Source organism: Streptomyces sp. NPDC057002, assembly GCF_042673825.1.
GTDB lineage: Bacteria > Actinomycetota > Actinomycetes > Streptomycetales > Streptomycetaceae > Streptomyces.
Map to the genome: position 1 here is coordinate 399,761 of NZ_JBHURZ010000003.1, position 12,749 is coordinate 412,509.

Annotated in this window: 9 protein-coding genes; 6 read left to right on the plus strand and 3 right to left on the minus strand. The window is 71.5% G+C overall.

The window, feature by feature from the left end; genetic code table 11:
- Positions 1-66 precede the first annotated feature (66 nt).
- The 4 genes from ACFT32_RS16330 to ACFT32_RS16345 all read left to right on the plus strand — a co-directional run bounded on the left by ACFT32_RS16330 (position 67) and on the right by ACFT32_RS16345 (position 7,064).
- Positions 67-1,740, plus strand: coding sequence for a serine/threonine-protein kinase (locus tag ACFT32_RS16330; RefSeq protein WP_382489462.1), 1,674 nt, complete (start codon positions 67-69; stop codon positions 1,738-1,740).
- 71 nt (positions 1,741-1,811) lie between these two features.
- On the plus strand, positions 1,812-3,431 hold the full coding sequence (locus ACFT32_RS16335) for a serine/threonine-protein kinase (protein ID WP_382489464.1): 1,620 nt from the start codon (positions 1,812-1,814) through the stop codon (positions 3,429-3,431).
- Between the two features lie 144 nt (positions 3,432-3,575).
- Entirely contained in the window at positions 3,576-5,204 is a 1,629-nt protein-coding gene (locus tag ACFT32_RS16340; protein WP_382489466.1) for a succinic semialdehyde dehydrogenase, read from the plus strand.
- A gap of 72 nt (positions 5,205-5,276) precedes the next feature.
- Positions 5,277-7,064, plus strand: coding sequence for a GMC family oxidoreductase N-terminal domain-containing protein (locus ACFT32_RS16345; RefSeq protein ID WP_382489468.1), 1,788 nt, complete (start codon positions 5,277-5,279; stop codon positions 7,062-7,064).
- Positions 7,065-7,169: 105 nt separating this feature from the next.
- Here the strand turns inward: ACFT32_RS16345 and ACFT32_RS16350 are convergent, their stop codons facing one another.
- Positions 7,170-8,150, minus strand: coding sequence for an LAETG motif-containing sortase-dependent surface protein (locus ACFT32_RS16350; protein WP_382489470.1), 981 nt, complete (start codon positions 8,148-8,150; stop codon positions 7,170-7,172).
- A 213-nt stretch (positions 8,151-8,363) separates the two neighbouring features.
- Here ACFT32_RS16350 and ACFT32_RS16355 point away from each other — a divergent pair, with 213 nt between their 5' ends.
- Positions 8,364-9,500, plus strand: a complete 1,137-nt coding sequence (locus ACFT32_RS16355) for a hypothetical protein (protein WP_382489471.1) — start codon at positions 8,364-8,366, stop codon at positions 9,498-9,500.
- A gap of 546 nt (positions 9,501-10,046) precedes the next feature.
- Here the strand turns inward: ACFT32_RS16355 and ACFT32_RS16360 are convergent.
- Positions 10,047-10,340, minus strand: coding sequence for a chorismate mutase (locus tag ACFT32_RS16360; RefSeq protein ID WP_382489473.1), 294 nt, complete (start codon positions 10,338-10,340; stop codon positions 10,047-10,049).
- Positions 10,341-10,683: 343 nt separating this feature from the next.
- On the opposite strand from ACFT32_RS16360, the gene guaA reads away from it, so the two are divergent.
- Entirely contained in the window at positions 10,684-12,264 is a 1,581-nt protein-coding gene (gene guaA, locus ACFT32_RS16365; protein ID WP_382489475.1) for a glutamine-hydrolyzing GMP synthase, read from the plus strand.
- A 3-nt stretch (positions 12,265-12,267) separates the two neighbouring features.
- Here guaA and ACFT32_RS16370 read toward each other — a convergent pair whose 3' ends face one another.
- Positions 12,268-12,741 carry a pyridoxamine 5'-phosphate oxidase family protein gene (locus ACFT32_RS16370; RefSeq protein ID WP_382489477.1) on the minus strand — a complete coding sequence of 158 codons (474 nt, stop codon included), beginning with the start codon at positions 12,739-12,741 and terminating at the stop codon, positions 12,268-12,270.
- Positions 12,742-12,749: the final 8 nt, after the last annotated feature.

Here is a 12,749-nt window from a genome sequence, read left to right on the forward strand (position 1 = left end):
ACGGGTCTGTGACCGGTTCGCGGCATTGGTGGATACGTAAGCGCTTGGCGCGATATGGATGACCCCATGAGCAGCGACGGGGGATCCAGATCCGGGGCCGAAGAGCCGACGAGTTTCGTTCTGCAACCGCCCAACCCATCGGCGCCGGTACCGGGCAACCCGTACGCGACGCCCACCCAGGTCGTGCCGCCCCGGTCGGCGGCCGCGGCACCGGCGGCGACGGCAGCGGCCGAGGATCCCGGTGCCGGGCGGCTCATCGCCGGGCGTTACCGGCTGATCGCCAAGCTCGGGCACGGCGGCATGGGCACGGTGTGGCGGGCCGAGGACGAGACGGTGGACCGGGAGGTCGCCGTCAAGGAGCCCCGTGTCCCGGATCATCTTCCCGAGCGCGAACGCGCCAATGCCTTCGAGCGCATGCGCCGTGAGGCGCGTGCCGCGGCCCGGCTCGATCATCCGGCCGTGGTCGACGTCCACGACGTGGCGGTCGTGGACGACCAGCCGTGGATCGTGATGGAGCTGGTGCGGGGCCGGTCGCTGGGCGACGCGCTCCAGGAGGGCACCCTGTCCGCGCGCGAGGCGGCCCGGATCGGCCTTGAGGTGCTCGGCGCGCTGGAGGCCGCGCACGCGGCGGGCATCCTGCACCGCGATGTGAAGCCGGACAACGTGCTGCTCGGCCGGTACGACCGGGTCGTCCTCACGGACTTCGGCATCGCCCAGATCGAGGGCGAGACCAACCTGACCGACACCGGCGGCTTCGTCGGCTCGCCGGAGTACATCGCGCCGGAGCGGGTGCTGGGCCAGCGCCCGGGCCCGGCCAGCGACCTGTGGTCCCTGGGCGTGGTGCTGTACGCGGCGACGGAGGGCGTCTCGCCGTTCCGCCGCAGCAACACCCCCGCCACGCTGCAGTCCGTCCTCAACGCCACGCCCGCGCCGCCCGCCTCCGCCCCGGGCCCGCTCGCCGAGGTCATCACGGGCCTGCTGCACAAGGACCCGGCCCGCCGCCCGAACGCCGCACAGGTGCGTGCCCGGCTGGAGGCGGCCGCGAACCCGCCCGCCGCTCAGCCCACCCAGGTCGTCCGGGGCACGGACCGGGGCACGGACCGCGGCACCGGAAGCCGGGGCTTCCGGCTCGGCCGCGGGGCGTGGACCGGACTCGGCGCGGCGGTCTTGGCGGCGGCGGTGACGGCGTACCTGGTGATCGCGGATCCGTTCGCCGGGCCGTTGCCCGACGGCTGGCAGACCAAGCAGGAGAAGAGCCTCGCAGCGTCGCTGGCCGTCCCCGACGAGTACCGGCGGACCGTGCCCGACCGGGAGCGGGACCAGGGGCACTGGGTCACCTACACCGACTGGAGCGGCAGCGTCTGGATCGGCCTGCGCCTCTTCAAGAAGGCGGAGGACACCGGCGCCAACATCGCGGGCTCCGCGGCCGCCGAGATGTACGACGACGACAGCGGGTTCAAGGAGAGCGGCAGCTACGACCTGGACATGCCGGAGAACCCGAGGACGAACCCCAAGGTGACGACGTACAGAGGCAAGAAGGCCGCCGAGAACACCGTCGTATACGACACCGACGACACCGAGAACCCCCGCCCCCGCGAGCTCCGGATGTTCTACTACGGGACTCCCGACGGCGACATGTACAAGCTCACCGTCAGCTACCCGGGCAAGGGCGACTTCACCGAGCGCGGGCGTGAGGTGGCGAGCACGGCGATCGCGAACCTGGACATCGACGGGACCTGAACCCGCGCCTCCAACACCCCTGGAAAGCACCCGCGTCGACAACCGCCCGCCCCGCACGGTACTGATGGGGCATGAGCAACGACGGGGGCGGGACGGGCGCTCGGGGCCGGCTGATCGGTGGGCGCTACCGGCTGATCGAGCGCATCGGCTCCGGCGGGACGGGCACGGTCTGGCGGGCCCGCGACGAGCTCGTCCAGCGTGAAGTCGCCGTCAGGCAGCCCCGGTTGCCGGGCGGCCCCCAGGACGAGAGCCACCGGCGTGCGGCCCACCGGCTCCACCGCGAGGCCCGGGCCGCCGCCCGCGTCGACCATCCCGCGGCCGTCACCATCCACGACGTGGTCGTCGAGCCGGAGCGGCCGGAGGAGCGATCGGGCCCCACCGGCCCCGACGAGCTCGACGCGACCGAAGCCCTCGACGGGCTCCCCTGGATCGTCATGGAGTTGGTGAAGGGCGAGTCCCTGCACGAGAAACTGCGACGCGGCCCGGTCGAGGCGCATGAGGCCGCCCGGATCGGCCTCGACGCCCTCGGTGCCCTGCGCGCCGCGCACTCCGTGGGCATCGTGCACCGGGACGTCAAGCCCGCCAACGTGCTGCTCGGTCCCGGCCGGCGAGTCGTCCTCACCGACTTCGGCATCGACCATGCGGGGGGCGAGGAATCCCTCATGGCCGGCGGGGAGTTCGTCGCCCCCGAGCGGATGTCCGGCCGTACCGCCGGGCCCGCGTCCGACCTGTGGTCCCTGGGCGCCCTGCTGTACGCCGCCGTGGAGGGCTCCTCCCCGTTCCGCCGGGCCACGCCGGAGGCCACACTCACCGCGATCCGCGCCGCCGAGCCGCCCGGCTCGGAGCGGGCCGGACCGCTCGGGCCGCTGATCAGCCGCTTGCTGCTGCCGGACCCCGAAGAGCGGCCGGACGCCGAGGAGGTCGCGAAGGAACTGGAGGCGGTGGCGGGACCACCGCCCCTCGCGCCCGTCGCGGAGGTACCCGCCGGGGACGTCGCGGAGATACCCGCCGGGGACCAGGAGGCCGACGACATAGAGGAGCCGGCGGACGACCCCGGCCCCGGCCCGGGAACTCACCCGGACGCGACCCCCGCACCACCGGAGCCGCCGAAACGGCACAGCCTCCTCCGCCCCGCCCCCCTCGCCCTCCTCAGCGCACTGCTCGCCGGAGGCATAGGCGCCGCCACCCACCTCGACGGCGCCGGCACCGCGGAGAGCGCCGAACAGACCGCCGACACGACGGAAACCTGGACCCCGCACCACGACCCGGACCTGGCGGCCGTACTCCGTCTCCCGCGCCACTACCGCGAACTCGACCGGACCGGCAGCGCGACCGACCAGCCCCGCACCGTGCTCTACGGCGACGAACGGGGCGGCACGGTCCAGGTCCGCCTCCTCCTCTGGGACCGGGCCCCGGGCTCCCCGATGGACCAGGCCCGGAAGGCACCCGTCGTCCAGGGGGACACGCGCTACACCCGCACCGGCGTCCAGGGCCACCAGGCCGCCCTCGCCGACACCGCCTACCTCGCGGACGAGAGCCCCAGACGGGTCATGCGCGTGCTGATCCGCACCGGCGACGACCGCATGTACGAACTGCGCGTCGACATGCCCAGGGGCACGCCGGAGGAGGAGGAAGGCACCTCGGTGTTCCAGGGCGCCCGCGGCCGGCTGGGGATCGGCTCGGGATCGTGAAAGGCTGAATTACACCGACTGTCACCGCACAACGCCCTGATCAGGGTGTTTGTTGCCAGCAGCCACTGGCGTCGTGTGTGCACTCGGTGAAGCCGTATTACCGACGGGTACCCAAAGCCTCCGCCGGGGCATACTCTGCGGCTCATGACGGACGCGCACGCCCCGGAGAAGACCGGCACGGCACAGACCGGCACGAACCCCCTCGCCCCCGCCCCGGAGGGCGCCCGCACCGCCGCCGACGTGGTCACCCCGGAGCTGGTCGCCCAGCTCACCAAGGGCGTGGTCGGCTCCGGTCGCACCGCCAACCACACGCCGTTCACCGGGGAGAAGCTGGCCGACCTCCCCGAGTCGACGCCCGAGGACGTGGCGAGGGCCTTCGAACTGGCCCGCACCGCCCAGGCCGTGTGGGAGCAGACGCCCGTACGGCAGCGCGCCGCCGTCCTGCTCCGCTTCCACGACCTGGTGCTGGAGCGCCAGGCCGAGGTGCTCGACCTGATCCAGCTGGAGACCGGCAAGGCCCGGCTGCACGCCCACGAGGAGGTCCAGGCCGTCGCGATCGCCGCCCGGCACTACGGCCGCAAGGCCCCCTCCTACCTCCGGCCCAAGCGGCACGCCGGTGCCATGCCGACCCTCACCAAGGTCACCGAGCTGCGCCACCCGCGCGGTGTGATCGGCCAGATCGCCCCCTGGAACTACCCCCTGGAGCTGTCGGTCGGCGACGCGATCCCGGCCTTCGTCGCGGGCAACGCGGTCGTCATGAAGCCGGACACGGAGACCTGCCTCACCGCACTGTGGGCCCGCGACCTGCTCATCGAGGCCGGTCTGCCCGCCGATGTCTTCCAGGTCGTCCTCGGCGACGGCCCGGTCATCGGCCCCGAGGTCGTCCGGCACGCCGACTACGTCTCCTTCACCGGCTCCACCCGCACCGGCCGCGAGGTCGCCCAGGGCGCGGCCGCCCGGCTGGTCGGCGTCTCCCTCGAACTCGGCGGCAAGAACGCGATGCTGGTGCTGGAGGACGCCGACATCGAGAAGGCGGCGGCCGGTGCCGTCCGCGCCTGCTTCTCCTCCGCCGGCCAGCTCTGCATCTCCATCGAGCGGCTGTACGTCCACGAGTCCGTCGCGGACGCCTTCCTGGAGCGCTTCGCCGCCCGAACGAGGACGATGCGCCTCGGCAGGTCGCTGTCGTACGGCGCCGACATGGGCTCCCTGGTCGGCGAACGCCAGCTCGAGACCGTCACACGGCACGTGGACGAGGCGGTGTCCAAGGGCGCGAAGGTCCTCGCCGGCGGGACGGCCCGCCCGGACATCGGCCCGTACTTCTTCGAGCCCACGATCCTCGACGGGGTGGAGACGGCGATGTCCGTCTGCGCCGAGGAGACCTTCGGCCCGGTCGTGTCGGTCTACCGCTTCAAGGACGAGGACGAGGTCATCGAGCGCGCCAACGCCACGGCGTACGGCCTGAACTCCTCGGTCTGGACGAAGAACGCCCGGCGCGGCCAGGAGGTCGCCGCCCGGCTGCGCACCGGCACGGTCAACATCAACGAGGGCTATGCCCCCGCGTACGGCAGCGTCCAGTCGCCCATGGGCGGCATGAAGGACTCGGGCCTCGGCCGCCGCCACGGCTCCGAGGGCATCCTCAAGTACACCGAGGCCCAGACGGTCGCCCACCAGAGGGTTCTCCCGATGGCCCCCTCTCTCGGCATGGACGACGAGAAGTACGCCCAGTTCATGAGCAGGAGCCTCCGCCTGATGAAGGCATTCCGGTTCCGGTGATGTCTTAGGGGCGCGGGGAACTGCGCGATCAACCACTGACGGCCCGCACGCGAAACTCAACGAGGAGAACACGTGCCTCAGGACGTTCATGACTACGACGTCATAGTCGTAGGCTCCGGCTTCGGCGGCTCCGTGACCGCCCTGCGCCTCACGGAAAAGGGCTACAAGGTAGGCGTCCTGGAGGCCGGCCGCCGCTTCACCCGCGAGTCTCTCCCCAAGAACTCCTGGGACCTCAAGAACTACCTCTGGGCGCCGAAACTCGGCATGTACGGCATCCAGCGCATCCACCTGCTGGGCAACGTCATGGTCCTGGCCGGCGCGGGCGTCGGCGGCGGCTCCCTGAACTACGCCAACACCCTCTACGTCCCGCCGAAGCCGTTCTTCGAGGACCCGCAGTGGCGTGACATCACGGACTGGCAGGACGAGCTGAAGCCGTTCTACGACCAGGCCCGGCGCATGCTGGGCGTGCGGCTCAACCCGACCATGACTCCCTCCGACGTGCACCTGAAGGCCGCCGCGGAGCGCATGGGCTGCGGCGACTCCTTCCACCTCGCCCCGGTCGGCGTCTTCTTCGGGGACGGCGAGGACGCCGACGGCACGGCGAAGGCGAAGCCGGGCCAGGAGGTGCCCGACCCGTACTTCGGCGGCGCAGGCCCGGCCCGCAGGGCCTGCGCGGAGTGCGGCGAGTGCATGACCGGCTGCCGCCATGGCGCGAAGAACACCCTCAACGAGAACTATCTGCACCTGGCCGAGAAGGCCGGCGCCGTCGTCCACCCCCTGACGACGGTCGTCTCGGTCACCGACGACTCGCGTGGCGGGTACGCCGTCGCGACGCTCCCCACCGACGACCGCCGCAAGGCGAAGGGCCGCACCTACACGGCCCGCAAGGTCGTCATCGCCGCCGGCACCTACGGCACCCAGACCCTCCTGCACCGCATGAAGGCGGGCGGACAGCTGCCGTACATCTCCGACAAGCTGGGTGAGCTGACCCGTACCAACTCCGAGGCCCTGGTCGGCGCCCAGACCGACGACCGGCGCTACCGCAAGGCCCACGGCGGCCGGAAGGCCGACTTCACCCGGGGCGTGGCCATCACGTCCTCGATCCACCCCGACGAGAACACCCATATCGAGCCGGTCCGCTACGGCAAGGGCTCCAACTCGATGGGCGGCCTGTCCATCCTCCAGGTCCCCTACGCCGGCGGCGCCTCGGGCACCTCGCGGGTCCTGGGCTTCCTCGCCAACGCGGCGAGGCACCCCCTGCTGGTGCTGCGTTCCCTGTCCAACCGCCGCTGGTCGGAGCGGACCATCATCGGCCTGGTGATGCAGTCGCTGGACAACTCCCTGACGACGTATCTGAAACCGTCGGGCGCCGGCCGCGGCCTGCTCACCGCACGGCAGGGCCACGGCGCCCCCAACCCCAAGCAGATCGAGGCCGCCACGGAGAGCGCCTCGGCCCTGGCCGCCGAGATCAACGGCTTCGCGGGCTCGAACGTCGGCGAACTGATGGGCACCCCGCTCACCGCCCACTTCCTGGGCGGCTGCCCCATCGGCGCCTCCCGCGAGACCGGCGTGATCGACCCGTACCACCGCCTCTACGGCCACTCCGGCATCTCGGTGGTCGACGGCGCCGCGGTCTCCGCCAACCTGGGCGTCAACCCGTCCCTCACCATCACCGCCCAGGCCGAACGGGCGATGTCGTACTGGCCCAACAAGGGCGAGCCCGACCTCCGGCCGGAGCAGGGCGCGGCCTACGAACGTCTCCAGCCGGTCGAGCCCAAGTCCCCGGCTGTCCCGGCGGACGCGTTCGGCGCACTGCGGCTGCCGTTCCTGGGCATGCCGGCGGTGCCGCCCAAGAACTGACCGACAGCGGGAAGCCGAGGGTCGGAAGGACCGGAAAGAGAAGAGGGACCTGCGCCCCCCTCCGAGCGCAGGTCCCTCTTCCGTCTTGCGTAAAGCTCTGGCGTCTTAGGCCTGGACACCGGCCTTGCGGCGACGCACCACGAAGATCGCACCGGCACCGGCGACGACCGCGGCACCGCCGACGAGGCTGATCATCGGCAGGGCGGAGCTGGAGCCGGTCTCGGCGAGGCTGCCGGTGACCTCCGGCGTGGTGCCGGCCGGCTTCTTGTCGGTGACGGGCGCCTTGCCGCCTTCCTGCGGCTTGGTGCCACCGGTGTCCGTACCGGCCGAGACGATCTGGAACTTGTAGGAGATCTGGCCGAAGCCGGTGCACTCGGCGTCGTTGTCGCCGTAGATCGTCGCGCCGAGCGAGAAGCCGGCGCCGACCGGGGCGGACTTGCTGACGTTGAGGCGCAGCGGGATGTTGACCTCGTAGTCGGGCTTCAGCTCGTCGGTGTAGCCGACGTAGCCGACCGCGAGGCCACCCTCGTTGAGGTCGACCCAGATCTTGTCCTGGGGGTCCCAGGCCTGGAGCTGGACCTGCTTGCTGGAGAACAGGTCCTCGCCGTCCTTGTCGGCGGAGGCGCCGGCGAAGAAGTCGAGGTCGTTCAGCGTGGAGTCGGAGTTGTTGAGCACGTTCAGCGAGAACTTGTGCCAGCCGCTGCCCGCCGCGATCTTGCCGGGCAGGCCGGAGATGCCGACGTCGACCTTGGTGTCCTCGCAGACCGAGGGCTCGGGGTCGGGGGACTCCGACTCCTCGGGCTCGGAGGCGGAGGGCGCCGGGGAGGACTCGCTCGCAGAGGCGCTCGGCGTGGGCGTCGTCTCCGGAGCGGACTCGCTCGCGGAGGCGCTCGGAGTCGGCGTCGTCTCCGGCGTGGACTCGCTCGCCGAAGGCGAGGGGGACGTCTCGGGAGCGGACTCGCTCACGGACGCGCTCGGCGTGGGCGTCGTTTCGTCGGTCGCGTACGCGGCCGGTGCCGCGAGCAGTGCCACCGGGGCTATGACCGCCGTAGCGGCCGCTGCTGCCATGGCGCGGCGAAGCTTCATGAAGACCTCGGAGAGTCCGGCGTACCGCAGGGTGCGGTACGAACGTTGGGGGAGGCCTCCGCGTGTGGGGCGCGGGAGTGCCCGTGGTTCTGAAGGTTTGATCCGTGAAACCTGTGAATGGTTGCACTGGCCTTCACAGGATTTTTATGTGTGCTGAGTCACATCCATGACCTTCTTGTGAAGGCGCTTGCCGAACGCCTAGAACTGACGCTCGTGTCTGACAAGCCGTCCGACGATCAGCCGTCGGCCTCCGAGATTCCCGATGATGTCTGGGAACAGTTCATCCGCGACGCCGAACGGGACACCCGCGGCTCCGCCCCGAAGGAGCCGTCCGCGCGGGCGCGCATGGTGACCGAGAGGTTGCGCCGGCAGGAGGAGCGGGGCGAGGTGCCTCCTGGGTGGCGCACCGGCCCTGCCTCGCCGGGGGTGAACGGCCGGGCGGCCCGGCGCCGCAAGCTGTGGGCCGTGCTCGGTGTGCCGGTCGCCGTCGCCGTGGCCCTGGTCGCCCTGAAGCCGTCGCTGTTGCCCGGTGACCCGTTCGGTACGGGTGAGCCCGGGGCCGCCGAGGCCTCGCCCCTGCCCGCCGAGACGGCGGCGCCCACCGCCGCACCCGGGGCGTCGGACCCCGAAACCCCCACCCTGGACGAGCCCTTCGCCGGCTCCCCGGCGCTGCACTGGGCCGACGGCGAGGCCGGCATCGTCCTGCCCGAGGCGAAGGCCGTCGGCCCGGTCCCGAAGGACCGCGTGGAACAGGCGCTGAAGCTGACGAGGAAGCTGCTGATCGCCGCCAACCTCGACCCGGGGACGGTACGCGGCGAGCGTCCCGAGGCGGCGCTCGGCGTGCTCGACCCCAAGCAGCCGGGGCTCCTCGACGACCTCAACACCGCCCTGCGCTCCCCGAGCGGCAAGCACGACCCGGTGACGATGTTCAGCCGTTTCGACCCCGACGAGATACGGCCGGTCGGTGACGTGATCAAGACGCGCGGGCGTATGACGTTCGAGAAGGGCTCGCACGCGGGGGTCGCGGTGCGCGCCGACTACACCTTCGTCTACCCCGTCATGCGCGCCGACGGATCGACCGAGGTCACCCGCACGATCGTGCGCAGGGTCCTCGACGTCGAACTCGCCGACCCCGTCCGCTACCGGGTCACCCCGGGCCGGCTGACCGTCCGGACGTACGACGAGGAGATCGGCAACTCCACCTGCGACGTCCACGACGGCTATCTGCACCCGGAGTTCCCGTCGAGCGGGGACAAGGGCCCCGACCCCACCGGCCCGACGACGGACCCGTACGACCGCAGCAGGAGCATCGACGACGGCGACGACTGCGGGACGGTGACCCGCACCTGAGCGAGCGCGAGAGCCCCGACAAGCAGGCGCGAAACGCATGAGGGAAGGGCCCCGCGGGGTGGAGCCGCGGGGCCCTTCTTCTCGTCAGCACCGACGTCAGGGCAGCGCCGGTGCCTGGAAGCGGCGCCGGGGGGTGCGCCGCTGGTCTCGACCTTTGGCAGTCGGGCAATGCGGGTGTCAGCGGGGGGACTTGGGCTGTATGCGCATCGTGCTGGATGAACGCGGCGCTCGCAACCGTCCGACCCGGCCTTGCGCGTTTTCTCGATGTCCGCCGGGCGGCCCCGGGCGTCCCCGGAGCCGTCCGTTCTCTTGGGTGACCGGGCTGCTGTCCCCTGCCGTCCGGTCACTTCCCTGGAGCGAGGTCCCACGACGCACGGCACGATCCGTACGTCTCATCGCTCCAGTGAGCCACGCGTGGTTCTTTCGGGCCCGCCCCTGGCTGGTGCGGACATCGAGACCAACGAGGCGTCCCGGGGGCGGTCACGCGCCGTACGGGTGAGAGGGGTGCGTACGTCTGTCCCGGGAACGCGGATTCCTCCGGTGGGCTCAGATCTTGCCCCGGCACAGCTCCAGCAGGGTCATCGCGAGGGCCGTACCCGGCTTGCCGAGCGCGTCCCTGTAGTGACCGAGCACCTCCATCTCGCGGGAGAGGTTGACGCGCCGGCCTCCGGAGGTGATCCGCGCCTCCTGGATGACGGCCGACACGGCCACCCGTTCCTGGATCAGGCCGATGATCCGGTCGTCGAGCGCGTCGATCCGCTCACGCGCGCCGGTGATCACCTCGGCGGCCTCGGGGGTGCGGGCGCCGGTCACGTCGCTGGCGGTGGTGGGAACGGTCATGGGAGGGGCTCCTCGTCGTCAAGGGGTGCCCCGGAGCGGCAAGGCCCGGACGACGACAGACGCCCCGGGCCTTGTCGGCCCGGGGCGCCTGGGAAGTCGCTTGTCAGTTGCTCAAGCAGCACGACCATGGCAGCCGGCGGGCCGGGTGCCATAGGTAAAGCGGAAGGTCTGGTGCGTGAGCATGGCGCCCAGTATGCCCCGGGGCGACGCGGCGTCCAAGCGGGTTCGCATGGTGAGACACGGGTGCCGGAGCCCGGACCGTCCGTGGGCGGGACGCTCCCCACGAGCACCTCGGTAGAATCGGGTGGCACAAGACCCCCGCCCCACCGCCGGAAGGCACCCCGTGTCATCAGCGACTCCCGCTGCCGCCGCCCCCGACACCGTCCTGGTCGTCGACTTCGGCGCGCAGTACGCCCAGCTCATCGCCCGTCGTGTCCGCGAGGCGCGGGTCTACAGCGAGATCGTGCCGAGCACCATGCCGGTCCAGGAGATCCTCGCCAAGAACCCCGCGGCGATCATCCTCTCCGGCGGCCCCTCCTCGGTCTACGAGGAGGGCGCCCCGAGCCTCGACCGCGCGATCTTCGAGGCCGGCGTCCCCGTCTTCGGCATGTGCTACGGCTTCCAGCTGATGGCGCGGACCCTCGGCGGCACCGTCGACAACACCGGAGCCCGCGAGTACGGCCGCACCGGCCTGCACGTCTCCAAGTCGTCCTCCACCCTCTTCGAGGGCACCCCCGCCGAGCAGGCCGTCTGGATGTCGCACGGCGACGCCTGCTCCGCCGCCCCCGAGGGCTTCTCCGTCACGGCCTCCACGGACGTCGTGCCCGTAGCCGCCTTCGAGAACGACGAGAAGAAGCTCTACGGCGTCCAGTACCACCCCGAGGTGATGCACTCCACGCACGGGCAGCAGGTGCTGGAGCACTTCCTGTACCGGGGCGCGGGCCTGACGCCGTCCTGGACCACGGGCAGCGTGATCGAGGAGCAGGTCGCGGCGATCCGCGAGCAGGTCGGTGACCGGCGCGCCATCTGCGGGCTGTCCGGCGGTGTGGACTCCGCGGTCGCGGCGGCCCTGGTCCAGAAGGCCATCGGCTCCCAGCTGACCTGCGTCTACGTCGACCACGGCCTGATGCGCAAGGGCGAGACCGAGCAGGTCGAGAAGGACTTCGTGGCCGCGACCGGCGTGCAGCTGAAGGTCGTGGACGCGGAGGAGCGGTTCCTCAAGGCGCTCGCCGGGGTCTCCGACCCGGAGGAGAAGCGGAAGATCATCGGCCGTGAGTTCATCCGGGTCTTCGAGCAGGCCCAGGCCGAGATCATCGCCGACCAGGGCCCGGCGGTGGAGTTCCTCGTCCAGGGCACCCTCTACCCGGACGTGGTCGAGTCCGGCGGCGGCACCGGCACGGCCAACATCAAGTCCCACCACAACGTGGGCGGCCTGCCCGAGGACCTCGAGTTCCAGCTGATCGAGCCGCTGCGCCAGCTGTTCAAGGACGAGGTCCGGATGGTCGGCCAGGAGCTCGGCCTGCCGGACGAGATCGTCCAGCGCCAGCCCTTCCCCGGCCCGGGCCTCGGCATCCGTATCGTCGGCGACGTCACCAAGGAGCGCCTGGACCTGCTGCGCGAGGCCGACGCCATCGCCCGCGAGGAGCTGACGGCGGCCGGCCTCGACCGGGACATCTGGCAGTGCCCGGTGGTCCTGCTCGCGGACGTCCGCAGCGTCGGCGTCCAGGGCGACGGCCGAACCTACGGCCACCCGATCGTGCTGCGCCCCGTCTCGTCCGAGGACGCCATGACGGCCGACTGGTCGCGCCTGCCGTACGACGTCCTGGCGAAGATCTCGACCCGGATCACCAACGAGGTGCGCGACGTCAACCGCGTCGTCCTCGACGTGACCTCGAAGCCCCCGGGGACGATCGAGTGGGAGTGACCCCTAGGTGCGCTTGATCGTGCGCAGGGGATCGCCGGGCGTCCAGACCTGGACGACGAGGTATGTGTCGTCCTCGACGTAGGTCCTCACGACCTCCGTCAGCTCGGTGCGGAAGAGGTGGAGCGGCTCCGGCGGTTCCACCTCTTCGACGTATCCGGCCTTGGTCTCCGCGTCTTCCACCTCGATCGCCCGGCCGCTGATCCGGATGTCTCCGCCGCCCATGCCCGTGCCCTCCCCGGGGTTCGACTGGAGCGTGAAGCGCGGGTCGCGGCGCAGATCGAGGGCCTTGAGCGAGCCCGGCATCATGCCGAGCCACAGCTCGCCGTTCAGGAACCGCACCTCGAGGCCGCTGGTGCGGGGCGAACCGTCCTTGCGGAGAGTGGCGAGGACGTGGTGGGTGTAGGCGCCGAAGCGCTTCTCGACCGTGTCGGCCAGGTCCGGTTCGGCGGTGGTGAAAGCCGCCCAGTTCGCTGTCATACGGAGAG